Origin of the sequence: Candidatus Rhodobacter oscarellae (genome assembly GCF_001078595.1) — a bacterium.
In the GTDB taxonomy this organism is placed as follows: Bacteria; Pseudomonadota; Alphaproteobacteria; order Rhodobacterales; family Rhodobacteraceae; genus Rhodobacter_B; species Rhodobacter_B oscarellae.
In genome coordinates this window covers 2,316,528-2,334,355 of the sequence record NZ_LFTY01000002.1, presented here as the reverse complement: position 1 = coordinate 2,334,355, position 17,828 = coordinate 2,316,528, and the positions used below count along the sequence as shown (strand labels likewise).

Annotated in this window: 17 protein-coding genes; 11 read left to right on the top strand and 6 right to left on the bottom strand. The window is 64.6% G+C overall.

The window, feature by feature from the left end:
* The first annotated feature begins 571 nt into the window (after positions 1-571).
* The gene (locus AIOL_RS24505; RefSeq protein ID WP_235439051.1) at positions 572-1,060 is read left to right on the top strand and encodes a hypothetical protein; all 489 of its coding nucleotides are present in this window, start codon (positions 572-574) and stop codon (positions 1,058-1,060) included.
* A gap of 115 nt (positions 1,061-1,175) precedes the next feature.
* Here the strand turns inward: AIOL_RS24505 and AIOL_RS26240 are convergent, their stop codons facing one another.
* Positions 1,176-1,376, bottom strand: a complete 201-nt coding sequence (locus AIOL_RS26240) for a hypothetical protein (RefSeq protein WP_326973131.1) — start codon at positions 1,374-1,376, stop codon at positions 1,176-1,178.
* Between the two features lie 12 nt (positions 1,377-1,388).
* Positions 1,389-2,381: a cytochrome b/b6 domain-containing protein gene (locus AIOL_RS15950; protein WP_326973130.1), complete on the bottom strand. Its 993-nt coding sequence runs from the start codon at positions 2,379-2,381 to the stop codon at positions 1,389-1,391.
* 159 nt (positions 2,382-2,540) lie between these two features.
* On the opposite strand from AIOL_RS15950, the gene fabD reads away from it, so the two are divergent.
* The 4 genes from fabD to AIOL_RS24500 all read left to right on the top strand — a co-directional run bounded on the left by fabD (position 2,541) and on the right by AIOL_RS24500 (position 5,997).
* The gene (gene fabD, locus AIOL_RS15945; RefSeq protein ID WP_049643895.1) at positions 2,541-3,479 is read left to right on the top strand and encodes an ACP S-malonyltransferase; all 939 of its coding nucleotides are present in this window, start codon (positions 2,541-2,543) and stop codon (positions 3,477-3,479) included.
* Between the two features lie 9 nt (positions 3,480-3,488).
* A complete protein-coding gene (locus AIOL_RS15940) occupies positions 3,489-3,812 on the top strand; it encodes a hypothetical protein (RefSeq protein WP_049643894.1) in 324 nt (107 codons plus the stop codon).
* A 485-nt stretch (positions 3,813-4,297) separates the two neighbouring features.
* Positions 4,298-5,038, top strand: a complete 741-nt coding sequence (locus tag AIOL_RS15935) for a class I SAM-dependent methyltransferase (protein ID WP_049643893.1) — start codon at positions 4,298-4,300, stop codon at positions 5,036-5,038.
* A 479-nt stretch (positions 5,039-5,517) separates the two neighbouring features.
* Positions 5,518-5,997, top strand: coding sequence for an isochorismatase family protein (locus AIOL_RS24500; protein ID WP_082152627.1), 480 nt, complete (start codon positions 5,518-5,520; stop codon positions 5,995-5,997).
* Here the strand turns inward: AIOL_RS24500 and AIOL_RS15930 are convergent.
* From AIOL_RS15930 to AIOL_RS15920, 3 genes are all read right to left on the bottom strand, one after another.
* Positions 5,984-6,412, bottom strand: coding sequence for a GNAT family N-acetyltransferase (locus AIOL_RS15930; RefSeq protein ID WP_049643892.1), 429 nt, complete (start codon positions 6,410-6,412; stop codon positions 5,984-5,986). The two genes, AIOL_RS24500 and AIOL_RS15930, sit on opposite strands and share 14 nt — an antisense overlap.
* Before the next feature lie 285 nt (positions 6,413-6,697).
* Positions 6,698-8,179 (bottom strand): flavin-containing monooxygenase, encoded by a 1,482-nt coding sequence (locus AIOL_RS15925; RefSeq protein ID WP_049643891.1) that lies wholly within the window; start codon positions 8,177-8,179, stop codon positions 6,698-6,700.
* A 12-nt stretch (positions 8,180-8,191) separates the two neighbouring features.
* On the bottom strand, positions 8,192-8,656 hold the full coding sequence (locus tag AIOL_RS15920; protein WP_049643890.1) for a cupin domain-containing protein: 465 nt from the start codon (positions 8,654-8,656) through the stop codon (positions 8,192-8,194).
* 126 nt (positions 8,657-8,782) lie between these two features.
* On the opposite strand from AIOL_RS15920, the gene AIOL_RS15915 reads away from it, so the two are divergent.
* Positions 8,783-9,769 carry an AraC family transcriptional regulator gene (locus AIOL_RS15915; RefSeq protein ID WP_160314498.1) on the top strand — a complete coding sequence of 329 codons (987 nt, stop codon included), beginning with the start codon at positions 8,783-8,785 and terminating at the stop codon, positions 9,767-9,769.
* A 77-nt stretch (positions 9,770-9,846) separates the two neighbouring features.
* Here AIOL_RS15915 and AIOL_RS15910 read toward each other — a convergent pair whose 3' ends face one another.
* A complete protein-coding gene (locus tag AIOL_RS15910; protein WP_049643889.1) occupies positions 9,847-11,733 on the bottom strand; it encodes a PhoX family protein in 1,887 nt (628 codons plus the stop codon).
* A 313-nt stretch (positions 11,734-12,046) separates the two neighbouring features.
* Here AIOL_RS15910 and AIOL_RS15905 point away from each other — a divergent pair, with 313 nt between their 5' ends.
* From AIOL_RS15905 to AIOL_RS15885, 5 genes are all read left to right on the top strand, one after another.
* Positions 12,047-13,366: a serine hydroxymethyltransferase gene (locus AIOL_RS15905; RefSeq protein ID WP_049643888.1), complete on the top strand. Its 1,320-nt coding sequence runs from the start codon at positions 12,047-12,049 to the stop codon at positions 13,364-13,366.
* Positions 13,367-13,524: 158 nt separating this feature from the next.
* Positions 13,525-15,828 (top strand): bifunctional salicylyl-CoA 5-hydroxylase/oxidoreductase, encoded by a 2,304-nt coding sequence (locus tag AIOL_RS15900; protein ID WP_049645492.1) that lies wholly within the window; start codon positions 13,525-13,527, stop codon positions 15,826-15,828.
* A complete protein-coding gene (locus AIOL_RS15895; protein WP_049643887.1) occupies positions 15,825-16,547 on the top strand; it encodes an SDR family NAD(P)-dependent oxidoreductase in 723 nt (240 codons plus the stop codon). The genes AIOL_RS15900 and AIOL_RS15895 overlap by 4 nt, the downstream gene beginning before the upstream one ends.
* Positions 16,544-17,023 carry a MarR family winged helix-turn-helix transcriptional regulator gene (locus tag AIOL_RS15890; protein ID WP_049643886.1) on the top strand — a complete coding sequence of 160 codons (480 nt, stop codon included), beginning with the start codon at positions 16,544-16,546 and terminating at the stop codon, positions 17,021-17,023. Before AIOL_RS15895 ends, AIOL_RS15890 begins: the two co-directional genes overlap by 4 nt.
* Positions 17,016-17,813 carry an enoyl-CoA hydratase family protein gene (locus AIOL_RS15885; protein WP_049643885.1) on the top strand — a complete coding sequence of 266 codons (798 nt, stop codon included), beginning with the start codon at positions 17,016-17,018 and terminating at the stop codon, positions 17,811-17,813. Before AIOL_RS15890 ends, AIOL_RS15885 begins: the two co-directional genes overlap by 8 nt.
* Positions 17,814-17,828: the final 15 nt, after the last annotated feature.

The following is a 17,828-nucleotide window of genomic DNA, read 5'->3' as shown; positions in this document are numbered from 1 at the left end:
CAAGCGGCACTCTCTTGGCAGGCTTCGCGGGCTGAGCCCTAGGCCACAGCCATTGAAGCCAACAACAACGGCTGTGGCGCCAACCCATAACTTGTTAGAAAACGTCTTGGCAGACACGCAGCAGCTGGGGCCGTCCCACCCAACAGCGCATCACCCTTCATCCGCCAACGGGGGACCAGATGCGGGCCAAGTCTCCGAGGATCGGGTTGTTTTTTTGATGCTAGTCGAGCGCGATTAACGCGAAAACCACTCAACCGAGGCTACGGGCGCGTTTGGGTAATTGAGGTAATTGGAAGCAATGTTGCTGCATCAAGAACGTCGTGACCTGACAGGCCGTTGGCGCACCAGCAGCTAAACAATCCTTTGCCCCGCTCATTACCAGTTCGTGCGCGGTTCACCGAATGGCTGCAAGTCCCCGAAACCAGAGCATCGTGCAAGGCGCAGAGAAAGACCGAGGAGAGCCCAATTCACCTAATGCTGCAATGCAAAAAGCGGTGCTAGGTGACACTGCTGACATCCCTTGGCGGCAGCGTATGCTACCCTGGAAGTTGGCTGGCGAGGGAGAGCAGATATGAGCAGCATCGAGAACTATGTATCGCAATCAGGAAAGCTGATCCCTGTCTTTCGAATGGAGATAAACACTAGACCGGATGATGCCGAACGACTGTTGGATGCCATCTTTAAGGTTCATCCGCTTGCCGTTGGCGCTTACGAGCGAAATGCAACGGTAACCGCTCAGGGAGCCGAGACAGGAAGACCAGGAGAACAGACGGTTACGCGGATTCACAACGAGGACTTCGAAGCCGACGGAACCGAGGTCTACCCGTCCGTCGAACTGAAAGTATCCTTCGAGCGCGATGTGCAGCTGCTCGAAAAAATCATGGAGGCCGTTCTCTACGCCCATCAGTACGAGGAACCAATCATCCACGTTCGTGAGGAATGGGCCAGCCGCGCAAATTACACGCCAAAGAACGATAATCCGAACCGATGGTGGAACGATGCGCGCGGCACTCCTGAGATGGTTTCGCTCGCCAGAGTCGTAGATAGCTGGTTATCCTGAACGGCAGGTTTCGTCCGCATTGCAGTGATCCGCAACCCGCGCGCCAGAACCTGCGAGCCCAACGGGGCGCCAAGAAAAGCGGCGCCAGACGGGGAGGCCAAAGGGGCGGGTCCGGCTACGCCCCGCCCTTGGTGGCCGATAGCGTGATGGCCACATCCACCTGCCAGCCGAGCCCGTCCGTGTCGGAATATTGCTCGCCGATCTTGTAGCCGCGCCGGTCGATTCTCGCGCTGGCGGTCATGTCGGCGGTGTCGCCCTCAAGGGTCAGCGCAAAGGGCATAGAGATCGGCATCTCGATATCGCGGATGCGCAGCACCCCCTCGGCGACTTAGCCATCCGCGTCGGACAGGATGTCGGCCCGAAACAGCGCCGTCGGGAAGGCCTCGGCCTCAAAGAAGCCCTGCCCAAGCGCCTGCGCGGTCACCGAGCCCAGCGTCAGGCTGCCCACGGCGATGGTCACCTCGGCGTCGCCGTGGCGCCCCTCGATGGCGGTCTCGGAGAAGTTGATCGCGGCGGTCCAATCCGCGAAGCTGCCGGTCACGCGGTTGCCAAGCTGGTCGACGGTGATCTCTATTGTGCCCTCGGTGACCTGCCACTGGGACGGCACCGCGGCCAAGGCAGTGGCGGTGGCGCTGGCGGTGGCCTGGTGGCTGTCCTGGTTGGCGAGCGCCAGGGCGCCGGCGAAGCCCGCCGCATAGATCACCGCAGCGGCAAGCATCGGGGCGTGGCCATGCGGCGCGGGGGTGACCTGCACCTCGGGCTGGCCCGGCAGCATCCGCGCCAGCGTGGCGTCGCGGTCGATCACGACATGCTTCAGCGCGCCGGCGATGTGCAGCAGCACCGACAGGCCCAGCAGCTTGGTGAAGACGAAATGCACCGCGGCAAAGCCCTCGGCCACGGGCTCGGACTTCGGGACCAGCGGCAGGCCCTGGCCCAGCGGCCAAAGGATCGGCGCAAAGCCCTCGGTCGCGGCGTGGTGCAGCCAGCCCGACAGCGGCACGATCAGCATCGAGGCGTAAAGCAGCCAATGCACCAGCTCGGCCATGAAGGTCTCGAGCCGGTTCTCCGGGTGCAGCCCGGCGGGCTTGACCTGGCTCAGCGCCCACAGGATGCGCGCCAGCGCCACCAGGAAGGCCGCGATGCCCACGGTCTTGTGCAGGGAGAACAGCCAGGCCTTTTGCGCCAGCTCCTCGCCCGTGCCAAAGGGCAGCCCATTGGCGATCATGCCCAGCGGGAAGGCGGTCAGGATCAAAAGCGCGGTCAGCCAGTGGAACGTCTTGGTGACGCCGCCATAGCTGGCGGCAGAATTCGCTGCTTGCATGTCTGGTCCTCGATCTATGCTGGCGCTCAGATAGCGCGCCTGGGGAACAGCACAAACCCCCCGAATATTCACAGGGCATGTGCTTTCTTGCGCGCGGCTCAATTGCGCGCGCGCGCCGGGCGCGCTATGGCAGGCGGCAAGCAAAGAAGGGGGCTAGTGATGGCACGGGCGTTTATTTTTCCAGGGCAAGGCGCGCAGACGATCGGTATGGGTAAGGCGCTGGCCGAGGCCTATCCCGGCGCCAAGGCGGTCTTTGACGAAGTCGACGACGCGCTGGGCGAGAAGCTGTCGGCGCTGATCTGGGAGGGCGAGCAGGACGCGCTGACCCTGACCCAGAACGCCCAGCCCGCGCTGATGGCGACCTCGCTGGCGGCGATGGCCGCGCTGGAGGCCGAGGGCGTGACAGTTGCGGCCGCGGCCTATGTGGCGGGGCATTCCCTGGGCGAGTACTCGGCGCTGACCGCCGCGGGCGCGCTGACGCTTGCGGATACCGCGCGGCTCCTGCGCCTGCGCGGGCAGGCCATGCAAGAGGCCGTGCCGGTGGGCGAAGGCGCCATGGCGGCCCTGCTGGGCCTGGACTTTGAGACCGCGCAATCCGTCGCAGAGGAGGCCGCCGCGGGCGAGACCTGCCAGGCGGCGAACGACAACGACCCCAGCCAGGTGGTGGTCTCGGGCAGCAAGGCCGCCGTGGAGCGCGCCGTCGAGATCGCCAAGGCCAAGGGCGCCAAGCGCGCGATGCTGCTGCCGGTCAGCGCGCCCTTCCACTGCGCCCTGATGCAGCCCGCCGCCGAGCGCATGGCCCAGGCCCTGGCCGAGGTCGATATCGAGCGCCCCAAAGTGCCGCTTGTGGCCAACGTGCTGGCCCATGACATCAGCGACCCGGCCACGATCCGCTCGCTGCTGGTCGAGCAGGTCACCGGCTCGGTGCGCTGGCGCGAGAGCGTGGCCTGGATGGGCGCGCAGGGCGGCGTGACCGAGACCTGGGAGATCGGTGCGGGCAAGGCGCTGTCGGGCATGGTGCGGCGCATCAACCGCGAGATCGCTGTGCGCAACATCGGCACGCCGGACGACGTCAAAGCCGCCGCCGAGGCGCTGTAGCGCCCCCTGATGAGCGCCGCTTGGACCCTAGAAGAAACCGACCCCACCAGCGGGCGGCAGATCTTCGCCCGCCCGTCGGAGCCCATCGGCAAAGGGGACACCGGCACCCATGACTTCAAGATCGCGCGCGACTTTCAGGTCCGCTCGGCTGCGGGCGAGGTCCTGCTTGAAGCCCATGGCAGCGCCGCTGGCGAGTATTGGTGCGGCGCGTTCCTGTTCTTTGTGGATGGCAGTGCCGGGCGGCAGGTGCGGCTGGATGAATCCGACCGCGCCGAGGACGTCATAATGGACGTGCCCGACACGCCCCTGGCCCCCGACGCCATCCGGCCCTGAGCCTGGTTTGTCCGCCCTGCGGGCCGCCCAGCTTGCGCGCCATTGACGGCGTTGAATGCGGCGGGTCTGCCGCGGCGGATGAGAGCACCGTTCAGCGCGCCTTAAGGATGCGTAAACGACCCGCGCCGAGGACGCGTCCGTCCTGCCAACCGAATCGGGGTTAACGCCTTATTTTCCTGCCAAATCCCGCGTCGGCAAAGCGTCGGCAAAACGTCGGCCTTGCGTATGGCACCTTGTCGGGCAAACCGGTGGATTAACGCAGCGCGCGGTGGGTTTGGGGCTTGTTGAGGGGCTGAGGGGTGGTGCGTGAGATCACGCAGCCTACGTTTGCTGGAAGATGTTTGGGTGCGGCTATTGAGGGCGGTGGGCAAATTGCCCACCCTACGCTTGCTTAGAGGGCCGATATGCTGGACGAAGAAGACCTTTAGCGGTTCAAAATGAATTTCGGCTTCCACCACAGCCGTTGAGTTTTTAGAACACTGTTCATGGATGCTTTGTACCACGAGACGAAACTCGTTGAAGTCTACGATGCGATAAACTCATCGCGTGAGGATTTTGATTTCTACATCGAAGAATTTCCAAACGCGCCCGCTGACATCCTGGACATAGGATGCGGTACCGGGACCTTCGCTCTTGAACTAGCACGTCGTGGATATGCGGTGACTGCGGTTGATCCCGCCCCACAGATGATTGTCAGGGCGGAGCAAAAAGACACTGAAGGATCAGTAGATTGGGTAACCGGTCTTGTATCCGATTTAGCGAACAATATCAGTTTCGATGCAGCAGTCATGACTGGCCACGCATTCCAGTGTCTTCTAGAGGACACGCAAGTTTCGGCCCTATTTGAAGCGGTTGAGCAACGGTTGAGTGCAAACGGATCGTTTTGGTTTGAAACCCGCAATCCCATGACTAAACCTTGGTTGCGATGGACGCCGGAGCACGCATCGCCTCCCATAGCTCTTGGAAACGGTCGAAGCGTTGAGGTCGTCCAGAAAGTCTTAGAAGCCAAGGGCGATTACGTGACTTTTGAGGAGCGGTACAATTTCAGCGACACAGGCGGGACACTTGCCTCACAAAGCACGCTACGTTTTCTTGAATTGGACAAGATAAAAGCCATCGCAGCAAAATGCGGTCTGGAATTGTCTGAAACGTTTGGAAACTGGAAGCGAGAGCGGTTGGGAGACGAAAGCCCTGAGATAATCATCCAGTTGATGAAAGCAGCGTAGCGGACATCCGTGCGTCTTGCAGCATCGGTCAGATTGGGCTTAAGGCAACCCTTGCGGCGGGCCCCTTTCGGAGCATTGCGGAAACCAAAGAGGCCGCCAGAAACAACGGGGGGCTTCTGGTTGTCGAAACGATATCCGCCGAGCCGTCTGACTTGGACGCCTCGATAGGGCTCGACCCAGGGCTGCAAAGACCGAAAACCGTCCCTAACGGCTACCCTCCGGTTTCCTTGGGAGGGGGGACATAACATCTGGTCGGTCCAACGGTGCGGCGGGCATTTGCGAGGGGTTAACCCTGCGCGCGGTGGTTCCGGGTGTGGGCCGCTCATCGGTGGGTTAACGCCTTATTTTGTGGAGGAATCCCGTGTCGGCAAAGCGTCGGCAAAGTGTCGGCCTTGCGTATGGCACCTCGTATGGCAAATGGTGGGGTTAACAGACCGCGCGGTGGGGATGGGGTTTGCTGAGGTTCTGAGGGGTGGTGCGTGAGATCACGCGCCGAAGATGTTTGGGTGCGGTTATTGAGGGTGGTGGGCACATTGCCCACCCTACGCTTGCTTGTTCAAAATGATGGACCGACAGGTCACAGGCTCGAAGTTGGAAGTGAGGGTTGGGAAATCGTGCCAGCACTTGGCCCGGACACCGGCGAAATTGTTGTGAACAAAAAGAGTTGCGGCTCTTTTCATGATACCGACCTGCTACAGCACTTAACGCAAATGGGTGCGTCTCGGCTCATCATCGGTGGATGTATGACGCAATATTGCGTTGATACGACCGTCAGACGTGCTGTTTCACAGGGCTTTGATGTCGTATTGGTGTCAGATGGCCCCTGCACAGGTGATGCAGGCGCTTTGCGTCAGGGTCAGATAATTGCGCATCATAATCAAACCCTTGATGGTTTCGACGCAGGGCAATATTCGGTTCAAATTCAGTCAGCGCGTGATATCGTATTTATGCCTGCTTAACGCGGCATGACATGCCAAGCGATGCAGGTGCCGTCTCTCTAAAACCGAACTGCGCATAGAGCTTGTCGGCTGGAACATCTGCAAGAAGGCTTAGAAATGCTGTCTCAGGCAGTGTCTTCTTTGCGTGTTCCATCAAGGCCGTCATGATTGTTTTGCCAAGCCCTTTGCCGCGATGTCTTGGGTCAACTGCAATATCGACAATCTGTAAGAAACAACCGCCGTCGCCAACGATGCGCCCCATGCCAATTGCTTCACCATCCGATCGAAGCGTCACTGCGGCAAACGACCCCTTAAGCCCTATTGTAGCGGCCTCCTCCGAGAAGGCGCTTAGTCCGCCCTCCCGGCGCAGTTTCAGATATTCTGACACCGTAGGGGCCTCGAAATCTAAATCGACCGATGCTTTACTATTCAACATGACGACCCTTCCGCAGTGTTTGGAGGCACTGTTTCACTGCCGTGGGGAACTGACAAGAGACCGTCGAGGACCATCGGGTTCAAATCACACAGGCGTCATTCAGACAAAATCCCTAGGCCGGAAGGCCGTGCCGGTTCGAGTCCGGCCGCGGGTACCAATAGCGAGCTTTGCGGAGGAGGCCGGGACGCGGGCGCGCGTTCGGCGACACCGAATCATCAATCAATAATGTCGAAATGCATGCCGCCCCGCGTCAGATCTTTGCTGCGGGGCGGCTTGGTCTTTTGCCTACGACGCCTGATACTGTGGGCAGGACGCGAGGAACTCGGCATAGGCCTGATGGTTGGGATAGCTGAACTGCTCGGCCAGCGGGTTGCCGCGCTTGCGCTTCTTGGCGCCCATATCCGCCAGCAGCTCGTCGAAATGCTTGAAATGGAACGGCGCCGAGCACAGCCCGCCATAGATCTGCGCGGCGGGGCGTTCGTTGCGCTTCCAGTTCAGCATCATCTCGATATTGGCGTTCATCTCGGCCTCGGTCGGCTGGTTGGCCAACTGCCCGTCCATGTAGCGCACCAGCCAATTGGCGATCATCTCGGCCGACAGCACGGTGCAGAAGGACGAGTTGAAGCCCACAAAGCCCATATCCGGCAGGTCCGGGTTCACCGCCAGGCGGTAGACGCGGTACTGGCCGTCCTCCTCGATCAGCGTGGCCCGCGCGTCCTCGGGCAGATAGGGCACGCCCAGCTTCCAGCCCACGGCCAGGATCGAGGTGTCGGCCTCGACCCGCTCGCCGCCGGTCATCACGATGGTCCTGCCGTCATAGCGGTCGAACGTGCCCTGGATGGGCTTGATCTTGCCGGCCTTGAGCGCCTCAAAGAGCCCGGGCGTGACGATCGGCACCGAGCAGGACACCTCTTTCTCGATCGGCGTCTTGGGCACCATGTTGTGTTTGTGCAGGCCAAGCTGCGTCTTCAGCAGCGTCTCCAGCCCGCGGAAGTTCGCCCAGACCAGCGGCTTGAGCAGCGCCGCCAGGACCCGTTGCAGCGGGCCCTTGCCCCAGGTGTTGAACTGCTGCTCTTGCGCGCGCATGTAAAGCAGCCGCTTAAAGTTGATCCCGCCCACGAAATAGGGCACCCGCCAGACCGGCTCTAGATAGACCCAATGCACAGATCGCGCGCCGTTCTGCGCCGCGTTCACGGCGATATCGGTGGCGGATTTCGAGCCGCCCAGCACCACGACCCGCTTGCCCGCGATCATCTCGGGGTCGGTGTATTCCGACGAGTGCATCACCTCGCCACCGGCCTCGGCAAAGCCGTCCTGGCCGGGATGCGAGATGATGTTTTTGTCCGAGAACTGCCCGGTGCAGATCGCGACGAAGTCCACGTCCTGCGTCCATTCGCGCCCGGCCTCCTCCAGCACCAAGGTCCAGCCGCCATCCGCGCGCCGGGTCATGGTCTTGACGCCGGTGTTCAGCCGAAAGAGCCGCGCCAGCTTGTGCTTGGCGGCGTAGGAATGCAGGTAGGCATGCACCTGCGGGCCCTTGGGCCATTCCGGGTAATCCGACGGCATCGGGTGGTCGGTGTAGCAGTAGAGATCCTTGGGCGACTGCGTTTGCACGTCGGGGTAGCTGCGCGACAGCTCCCACACGCCGCCGAAATCATGGCTGCGCTCGAACCCCAGCACGCGATGCCCGCGCGCGTCAAAGGCCTTGGCGGCGGCAAGCCCCGAGACCCCGCCGCCGATCACGGCGACCGTTTTTCGTTTCACCATCTTCAGTGCTCCTTACCCGGCGTCCGGCGGGGGCGGCAGAAAGTCGACCTCGTGCAGCGCCGAGAGCCGCACCAGCTCCTCCGGTTCCGTGACCCCGTCCAGCGCGCCGAACAGCTCAAAAAGTTTGCGCGAGGGCGCCACGCCAAAGACGCAGGTCGCCTCGGCGCCGGAGCGGTTGAAGATGCCGTGCTCTTCGCCCGTGGGCATGCGGACCACATCGCCCGGGCCCGCCTTTTGCACGCTGGGCGCGCCCTTGGTGTGGCCGAACTCGATCTCTAGCTCGCCCGTGAGCATGGTGATCCACTCGTCCTGCGTGGGGTGGATGTGCGGCGGCACGAAGGTGTCGGCCGGAACTACTGCGTGCCAAATGAAGGCGTTGTTGGACAAAAGCTTGGGCGTGTAGATCTGCCCGACCACATTCCATTGTGTGCCCTCAAGCCCCTCGGCTGACGGGGTGACCCCGGCTCCATTGTGCATTTTTACTTCTCCCCTATGGTTCATTTCGACCCAGGCTATGTGGGCACGGGGAATTCGCTTATCCGAAAAACGAAAAAAATTGCGAGCGGCGCGTATCCAGGCGCGTCTTTGTGCTATCCTCGCCGGATGCAACCCGTTCCAAAGTCAGAGCCGCTGGCCCGGCAGCGACTGTTTCAGACCGACGAGCTGGACGAGGCGCGCGCCATCGTCGCCGCCAAATTCTGCGACCACCGGTTGGACATCGCGTCGGGCGCCGAGGCGTTCGACGCCTGCCACCATCGGGCCGAGGGCCGGGCGGCCTCGCTGAACTACATCCGCTACGGGGCGGATGTGCGCATCGATCCGGGAGAGCTGGGCTCGTTCTATCTGATCCAGATCCCCCTGGCGGGGCAGGCCGATATCAACAACAGCGCCGGCGAGGTCCATACCGGCGCCGGGCTGGGCAGCGTGCTGAACCCGCATCGCCACACGCGGATGCGCTGGCGCCAGGGGTGCACGCAGCTCTTGCTGCAGATCGACGCCGAGGCGCTGAACCGCCAGGCCGCGCGCCTGGCCAGCCAGGCCCTTGCCGCGCCGGTGACCTTTGCGACCGCGGTTGATGAGAACCGCGCCGCCACCGCCAATTGGGTGCGCAAGCTCAAGACCTGCTTTGGCCTGGCCGAGAAGGGCGCGGTCTTTGCCAGCGAGAACATCAACACCCAGGTGCTGGTCGAGGAGGAGCTGATCACAGAGTTCCTGCTGAGCCAGCCCAGCGACGTCCAGGACCTGCTGCACGGCCCCCGCCCAAGCGCGGCGAATGTGCATGTTCAGCGCGCCATGCAGTTCATCCGCGACAACCTTGGCGACCCCATCACGCTCGGCGATATCGCGGATGCCGCGGGCGTGTCCGATCGCAGCCTGCAGCTGGGCTTTCGCGCCGAGCTGGGACAGTCGCCCATGCGCTACCTGCGCGATCAGCGGCTGGCGATGGCGCGCCGGATGATCCGGAACGCAAGCCCGTCAGAGACCGTTGGCGACATATGCCACCGGGCCGGGTTCGCGCATTTCGGGCGCTTCTCGGTGGCCTATCGCGAGATGTTCGGCGAGCCACCAAGCGCCACCCTGCGGCGCTAGACGCGGCCTTCGCAAGAGCTCTCATAACAGAAATGGGCCCCCGAAACGGGAGCCCATCGCATGCGCGCTGAGGTGCTTTAGCCCACAAGGCCGCCATCATCGCGCCAAACGGCGACGATGCAGGACCGCGGCAGGCCCGACCCGTCAGGGAAGGAACCGCCCGGGTGCTGGATGCCCACAAACGCGGTGCGCTTGTCGGTGGACCAGCACAGCCCCGTGACCTCGGACCCGTTCGGCCCGGTCAGGAAGCGCTGGATCTCGCCCGTCACCGGGTCGCCCGCCAGCATCTGGTTGTTGCCCTGGCCCTCGAACTCGCCCTCGTTGTCGTCATCGCCATCCGTCTGGATCCACAGCAGGCCGGCGCTGTCGAACATCATCCCGTCGGGCGAGTTGAACATGTTGCCGGGGTTGACGTTGGACGAGCCCTTATACGCGCCCTCACCCACGACGGGGTTGCCCGCCATGACGTAAAGATCCCAGCGGAAGGATTCGGTCGCGTGGTCGTCATTGGCCGGGAACCAGCGCACGATCTGGCCGTAATTGTTGGCCTCACGCGGGTTGGGCCCGTTCACCGAGGTGTCGTCGCCGCCCGCATTTGGCTTCACGCCGCGGTTCTTGTTGTTGGTCAGCGCGCAATAGCCCTCGGCGGCGACCGGGTTCACCGCGACCCATTCGGGGCGGTCCATGGTGGTCGCGCCCACGGCGGAGGCCGCCATGCGGGTGTGGATCAGGATCTCGCCCGCGTCCATGCCCGTGGTCGCCGGCGTCAGCGGCAGCCAGTCGCCCGTGCCATCGGCGTGGAACTTGGCCGCGTAGAGCGTGCCGTCATTCAGCAGCTCCTCGGTGTCCCCGCCCGGCGCGTAGGTCGCGTTGGAGACGTATTTGTACATGTACTCGCCGCGCTCGTCATCGCCCATATAGACGACCACATGGCCCGAGGGCGCCAGCACGCAGGCCGCGTTCTCGTGCTTGATCCGGCCCAGCCCGGTGCGCTTTTTGGGCGTCGAGGCCGGGTCGGCGGGGTCGATCTCGACGACCCAGCCCGCGCGGTGCGGCTCGTTGGGGTTCTGCGAGATGTCAAAGCGCGGGTCGTGCTTGTGATAGTCGTAGCCCCAGCCGTCGATGCCGATGCCATAGCGCTTTTGGCCCGCCGTGCGCTCTAGATCGGCGTCGGTGGAGCCGAAATAGCCGTTAAAGTTCTCCTCGCAGGTCAGGTAGGTGCCCCAAGGCGTCGGGCCAGAGCCGCAATTGTTCATCGTGCCCAGCGACATGGTGCCGGTGGGATCGGCGGCGGTCTTGAGCATGTCATGCCCGGCGGCGGGGCCGGTGATCTGCATCGGCGTGTTGTGGTCGATGCGCCGGTTGAAGGGCGAATCCACCACGATCTGGTAGGCGCCGCTGTCATCGGGGGCCACCTCGAGCACGGTCACGCCCTGGATGCCCTGCAAGAGCTGCACGTCCTCAAGGCTCTGCGGCACGCCCTCGCTGCCCGGCAGGTTGGTCTTGCGGTTGGCGTATTCATTGTTGACCGCGAGCAACTCGTGCCCGTCCACCGAGTAAAGCCACATGCCGTCGGTGTTCTCGCCAAAGACCTTGGCCGCGTTCGCGGTGCTGTGGCCGGTGGCCGGGTCAAACGGCTCGGCGTCCGAGGTCAGCGCGTCGCCCCAGCGGGCCACGACCGACCAGCTATAGCCCTCGGGCACATGCACGGTCGCATCGGTCTGGATGCCGATCGGGGTGAAGGGAAAGCGGTTGGCCGATAGCGCCTCGGCCGAGGTCGACCCCAGCAGCGTGCCCGTGCCCATCACCGCCGCGCCCGATCCAAAGGCCACGATGCCGCCCAGGAACCCGCGCCGCGAAAGCGCCTCGTCCACCACACGGTCAAAATCTGAGGTCTCGGGACGCGGATCGTTGGCTTCGTCCCAGTCATCCATCGTCAAGCCGTGATCAAGTTCGTCTCGCATCTAGCTTCTCCCTAGGTTGCTATTCCGGCGCGGGAGAATCCCCGCGCGTTTGGCTGCGTCGGTACGGTACCGTGCGAGCGTTCTTACCGTTGCGATGTAACCGTATCTTAACGGTGGCAGGCCTGGCGGCTATGAATGCGGGCCGTCCAATGAAGATTTGCGGCTCGCGGGCGCGATCCTGGCAGCGGTGGTCTTGCGCGGTGGTCGCACGGGCGTCGAATCGCCACTTGGTTGATCCCAAAAGAACTCTGCGCTTCAAAATCATCCGGGCAGGCCGCAATATGGTGCGCAAGCAAATGAGGAGCGCAATCTGATGAGGTTAGCCAACAGAGATTGGGTGCCAGGCGCGTGCGAGGCCCGGGTGCAGGCCATCGTCGATGACATAGAGGCGGTGGAGGCGCAGGCCCTGCTGACCCGGATCGAGGACCTCGCCGAACGCAACCGCGCCATCCATGAGCGCGAGTGCTTCAACCTCAACCCCGCCACCAACGTCATGAACCCGCGCGCCGAGGCCTTGCTGTCCTCGGGCATCGGCTCGCGCCCGTCGCTGGGCTACCCGGGCGACAAGTACGAGATGGGGCTGGAGGCGATCGAAGAGATCGAGGTGATCGCCGCGCAGCTGAGCGCCGAGGTATTCCAGGCCCGCTTTGCCGAGATCCGGGTGGCGTCCGGCGCGATGGCGAACCTCTATGGCTTCATGGCCACCTGCGCGCCGGGGGACGCGATCATCGTGCCGCCAGCCTCGGTGGGCGGGCACGTGACACACCACATGGCGGGCTGCGCCGGGCTCTTTGGGCTGCGCATCGCCGAGGCGCCGGTTGCCGCGGACGGCTACACCGTGGATGTGGACGGGCTTGCCGCGCTGGCCCGGGCGGAGCGGCCAAAGCTGATCACCATCGGCGGCAGCCTGAACCTTTACGAGCACCCGGTGGCCGAGATCCGCGCCATCGCCGACGCGGTCGGCGCCAAGGTGCTGTTTGACGCGGCGCATCAATGCGGCATCATCGCGGGCCGGGCCTGGGGCAATCCGCTGGCGCTTGGGGCGCATCTGATGACCATGAGCACCTATAAGAGCCTGGGCGGCCCGGCGGGCGGGTTGATCGTGACCAGCGACGCAGAGATCGCGCAGCGGCTGGACGGCATCGCCTTTCCCGGCATGACGGCGAATTTCGACGCCGCGAAGTCGGCGGCGCTGGCGGTGACCATGCTGGATTGGCGCGACTTTGGCGCCGATTACGCCGCCGAGATGATCGCGCTGTCCCAGGCGCTGGCCGCAGAGCTTGCGGCGCGCGGCGTGCCGGTGTTCCGGACCAGGCAGGGGCATACGGCCTCGCATCAATTCGCGGTGCGGGCCGCGGCCTATGGCGGCGGGCAGGCCGCGTCCAAGAAGCTGCGCAAGGCGGGGTTTCTGGCCTGCGGGATTGGCCTGCCCCTGGACGAGGTTCCCGGCGATATGAACGGGCTGCGCATCGGCACGCCCGAGCTGGCGCGCTGGGGCATGACCGCCAAGGACGCGCCAGAGCTGGCGCGGCTGATCGCTTTGGCCCTGGCAAGCAATGACCCCGAGGGCATCGCCGCCGAGGTCTCGGCCTGGCGGGTCAACTTCGACAAGGTGCATTTCGCGCGGCTCTAGCCCCAAGATGTCCGGTGCGCGCCGGGGCATGAGCCGGGGCATGCTTCGGTTAAGGCATGCTTAAATATTTCAGGCTTGAAATTAAATGGCGCGGCGCCTAGGCTTCGCGCCAAGGGGCGGCTTTGGCCCGCCGGTTACGCTTCAGAATGGAGGATGCGATGCGCGTTGCATGCCTGGGCGGAGGGCCCGCGGGGCTTTACTTTGCGATCTCGATGAAGCTGCGCGACCCGTCCGCCGACGTCACGGTGATCGAGCGCAACCGCGCCGACGACACCTTTGGCTGGGGCGTCGTGCTGTCCGATGAGACGCTGCAGAACCTGGCCGCGAATGACCCCGAAAGCGCCAAAGCGATCGGCGAGAACTTCGCCTATTGGGACGATATCGCGCTGCATTACCGCGGCGAGGAGCATGTCTCGTCCGGGCATGGGTTCTGCGGGATCGGGCGCAAGAAGCTGCTGCTTTTGCTGCAGGATCGCGCCCGCGCGCTGGGCGTTGAGCTGCGGTTCGAGACCGAGGTGCAATCGGCCGAGGAGTACCGCCGCGACTTCGATGTGGTGGTGGCCAGCGACGGGCTGAACTCGCGCACCCGCATGCTTTACGCCGACACGTTCAAGCCCGAGGTCGACCAGCGGCTCTGCCAATTCACCTGGCTGGGCACGCATCAGACATTCGCGGACGCCTTCACCTTTATCTTCGAGGAAACCGAGCATGGCTGGGTCTGGGCCCATGCCTATCAGTTCGACGACGACACCGCGACCTTCATCGTGGAATGCGCGCAGGAGACCTTTGACAAGTTCGGCTTTGCCGAGATGTCGCAGCAGGAGAGCATCGCGATCTGCGAGCGCATCTTTGCCAAGCATCTGGGCGGGCACGCGCTGATGACCAATGCCGGCCACATCCGCGGCTCGGCCTGGATCCGCTTTCCGCGGGTGCTGTGCGAGACCTGGCACCACGAGAACGTGGTCTTGCTGGGCGACGCCTCGGCCACCGCGCATTTCTCCATCGGCTCTGGCACCAAGCTGGCGCTGGAATCGGCCATCGCGCTGGCCGACCTGATCCATACCGAGCCGGACCTGGACGCCGCGTTCACCCGCTATCAAGAGGACCGCCGGCTTGAGGTTCTGCGCCTGCAATCGGCGGCGCGAAACTCGATGGAGTGGTTCGAGCAGGTGGAGCGCTATCTGGGGCTCGACCCGGTGCAGTTGAATTACTCGATGCTGACGCGCAGCCAGCGCATCAGCCACGAGAACCTGCGCGAGCGCGACCCAAACTGGCTGGAGAGCGCCGAGCGCTGGTTCATGGACCGGTCCGGGATGCCCGCCGACGCGCCGGTGCGGGCGCCGATGTTCGTGCCCTTCCGGCTGCGCGAGATGGCGCTGAAGAACCGCGTGGTGGTCTCGCCAATGGCGCAGTACCTGGCCAAGGACGGCTGCCCGAACGACTGGCACCTGACGCATTACGGCGAGCGCGCCAAGGGCGGCGCGGGGCTGGTCTTTACCGAGATGACCTGCGTCTCGCCCGAGGGGCGGATCACGCCGGGCTGCCCGGGGCTTTACGCGCCCGAGCACGAGGCCGCATGGCGGCGCCTGACCGACTTCGTGCATGGCTTTACCGATGCCAAGATCTGCTGCCAGATCGGGCATTCAGGTCGCAAGGGCTCGACGAATATCGGCTGGGAGGGCATGGACGCGCCCCTGGCTGCTGGGAACTGGGAGATCGTCAGCGCCTCGGCCCTGCCTTGGTCGGACCAGAACGCCGTGCCGCGTGAGATCACCCGTGCCCAGATGGACGCGATCCGCGACCAGTTCGTCGCCTCGGCCGAGATGGCCGAGCGCGCGGGCTTTGACATGATCGAGCTGCACGCCGCCCATGGCTACCTGATCTCAAGCTTCATCTCGCCGGTCTCCAACATCCGCAGCGATGAATATGGCGGCAGCCTGGAGAACCGCCTGCGCTACCCGCTAGAGGTCTTCGCCGCGATGCGCGCCGCCTGGCCGCAGCACAAGCCCATGTCGGTGCGCATCTCGGCCAATGACTGGGTCGGCGAGGCCGGGGTGACCCCGCAGGACGCCGTCGAGATCGCCCGCGCCTTCACCCGCGCCGGGGCCGACCTGATCGACGTCTCCGCCGGGCAGACCACCACCGAGGCGCAGCCCGTCTATGGCCGCATGTTCCAGACGCCGTTCAGCGACCGCATCCGCAACGACGCCGGGATCAAGACCATGGCGGTGGGCAATATCTACGAGGCCGATCACGCGAACTCTATCCTGATGGCGGGGCGCGCGGATCTGGTGGCCGTGGGGCGCCCGCATCTGGCGGATCCCTATTGGAGCCTGCGCGAGGGCGCCGGGATCGGCGACCGGCAGGCCTGCTGGCCGCGTCCCTACGAGGCGGGGCGCGACCAGGCCTGGCGGCTTGCGGACCGCGCGGCAGAGGCAGCAGCACAGGAGCTAAGGGTATGAGCAGGCGCGTTTTGGTGACCGGCGGCGGCACGGGGATCGGGGCCGCCATCGCGCGCGGCTTTGCCGAGGCGGGGGATGCGGTGACCGTCAGCGGGCGCCGCCGGGAGCCTCTGGAGGCGACCGCCGCGGGCCATGACATGACCATCGCGCAGGCGGATATCACCGACGAGGCCGGCGTGGCGGCGCTTTTTGCGCAGCCCTTCGATGTGGTCGTCGCCAACGCGGGCGTTGGCGCCCCCGCCAAGCTGGTCGACACCACGCTGGAGCAGTGGAACTGGATCATCGGCACGAATCTGACGGGGGTCTTCCTGACCTTCCGCGAGGCGCTGCGCGGCATGGCACCGGGCGGGCGGCTGATCGCGATCGCCTCGACCTCCTCGCTGCAGGGCGGGTCGAATATCGCGCCCTATTCGGCGTCCAAGCACGGCGTGCTGGGGCTGGTGCGCTCCACCGCCAAGGAGGTCGCCAAGAAGGGCATCACCTGCAACGCGGTCTGCCCCGGTTTCGTGGACACAGAGATGGCGGCGGAGGCCGCCAAGGGCGTGGCCAAGAAGTTCGACGTCTCGGTCGACAAGGCCATGGGCATGATCGTCTCGGGCAACCCGATGGCGCGGCTGATCGCACCGGATGAGGTGGCGAGCGCGGCGCTCTACCTGGCCTCGCCGGGGGCGTCGTCGGTCAACGGGCACGCGCTGAGCGTGTCGGGGGGGGAGATATGAAGCCGAAGACACAACCGGCCGCCGAGGCCCCGCTTTCGAAGGAGCGGCTGCGGCTGTGGCTAAAACTTCTGAAGGCCAGCCGGGCCGTGGAGGACGAGGTGCGGCGGCGCCTGCGCCGCGATTACCTTTCGACGCTGCCCCGGTTCGATGTCATGAGCGCGCTGAGCCGCGCGCCCGAGGGGCTGAAGATGAGCGAGATCTCCAAGATGCTGAAGGTCTCGAACGGCAATATCACCGGCATCGTCGACAAGCTGACCGAAGAGGGCCTGGCGCTGCGCGTGGCGGTGCCCGGCGACCGGCGGGCGCACTCGGTGCGCCTGACCCCGCGCGGGCAAGAGGTCTTTGCCGAGCACGCCGCCGCGCATGAGGCCTGGATCGACGAGATCCTGGGCGGGCTGGACGCCGAGGACGTGGGCGGGATGATCGCCCGGCTCGACCACCTGGGCGCGACACTGGAGGATCAAGAGGATGTCTGAGGCAACGCATTTCCAATGCCAGGTGAAGGACGGGATCGCGCATGTCTCGCTGGACCGGCCCGAGCGCAAGAACCCGCTGACCTTTGAGAGCTATGCCGAGCTGCGCGACTGGTTCCGCGCGCTGCCCTATCGCGACGACGTGGATGTGGTGGTCTTTGGGCCGAATGGCGGGAACTTCTCGTCCGGCGGCGACGTGCATGACATCATCGGGCCGCTGACGCGGATGAACATGAAGGAGCTTCTGGCCTTCACCCGGATGACGGGCGACCTGGTCAAGGCGATGCTGGGCTGCGGCACGCCGGTGATTGCTGCGGTGCAGGGCGTCTGCGCGGGCGCGGGCGCGATCATCTCGATGGCCGCCGATCTGCGCATCGCCACGCCGGACGCCAAGGTGGCGTTCCTGTTCAACCGCGTCGGGCTGGCGGGCTGCGATATGGGCGCCTGCGCGATCCTGCCGCGCATCATCGGCCAGGGCCGCGCGGCGGAGCTTTTGTATCTGGGGCGCTCCCTGAGCGCCGAGGAGGGGCACGCCTGGGGCTATTTCAACAAGGTGGTGGAGGCCGAGGATCTGGAGGCCGAGGCCTCGGCGCTCGCCCGCAGGATCGCGGACGGGCCGGGCTTTGCCAACATGATGACCAAGACCATGCTGGCGCAGGAATGGTCGATGTCGCTGGAGCAGGCCATCGAGGCCGAGGCGCAGGCCCAGGCGATCTGCATGCAGGGCAACGACTTTAAGCGCGCCTATGAGGCCTTCGTCGCAAAACAGCGACCGGTGTTCGAGGGAGACTAGGGAGGGCAATTTTGG

Bases quoted from the DNA above. Each gene is read 5' to 3' on its own strand.
- AIOL_RS15910 (WP_049643889.1), bottom strand. From the start codon at position 11,733: ATGCGAGACGAACTTGATCACGGCTTGACGATGGATGACTGGGACGAA.
- AIOL_RS15885 (WP_049643885.1), top strand. From the start codon at position 17,016: ATGTCTGAGGCAACGCATTTCCAATGCCAGGTGAAGGACGGGATCGCG.
- AIOL_RS15890 (WP_049643886.1), top strand. From the start codon at position 16,544: ATGAAGCCGAAGACACAACCGGCCGCCGAGGCCCCGCTTTCGAAGGAG.
- AIOL_RS15950 (WP_326973130.1), bottom strand. From the start codon at position 2,381: ATGCAAGCAGCGAATTCTGCCGCCAGCTATGGCGGCGTCACCAAGACG.
- AIOL_RS15935 (WP_049643893.1), top strand. From the start codon at position 4,298: ATGGATGCTTTGTACCACGAGACGAAACTCGTTGAAGTCTACGATGCG.
- AIOL_RS15905 (WP_049643888.1), top strand. From the start codon at position 12,047: ATGAGGTTAGCCAACAGAGATTGGGTGCCAGGCGCGTGCGAGGCCCGG.
- AIOL_RS15920 (WP_049643890.1), bottom strand. From the start codon at position 8,656: ATGCACAATGGAGCCGGGGTCACCCCGTCAGCCGAGGGGCTTGAGGGC.
- AIOL_RS15925 (WP_049643891.1), bottom strand. From the start codon at position 8,179: ATGGTGAAACGAAAAACGGTCGCCGTGATCGGCGGCGGGGTCTCGGGG.
- AIOL_RS15940 (WP_049643894.1), top strand. From the start codon at position 3,489: ATGAGCGCCGCTTGGACCCTAGAAGAAACCGACCCCACCAGCGGGCGG.
- AIOL_RS15915 (WP_160314498.1), top strand. From the start codon at position 8,783: ATGCAACCCGTTCCAAAGTCAGAGCCGCTGGCCCGGCAGCGACTGTTT.
- fabD (WP_049643895.1), top strand. From the start codon at position 2,541: ATGGCACGGGCGTTTATTTTTCCAGGGCAAGGCGCGCAGACGATCGGT.
- AIOL_RS15900 (WP_049645492.1), top strand. From the start codon at position 13,525: ATGCGCGTTGCATGCCTGGGCGGAGGGCCCGCGGGGCTTTACTTTGCG.
- AIOL_RS15895 (WP_049643887.1), top strand. From the start codon at position 15,825: ATGAGCAGGCGCGTTTTGGTGACCGGCGGCGGCACGGGGATCGGGGCC.
- AIOL_RS15930 (WP_049643892.1), bottom strand. From the start codon at position 6,412: ATGTTGAATAGTAAAGCATCGGTCGATTTAGATTTCGAGGCCCCTACG.
- AIOL_RS24505 (WP_235439051.1), top strand. From the start codon at position 572: ATGAGCAGCATCGAGAACTATGTATCGCAATCAGGAAAGCTGATCCCT.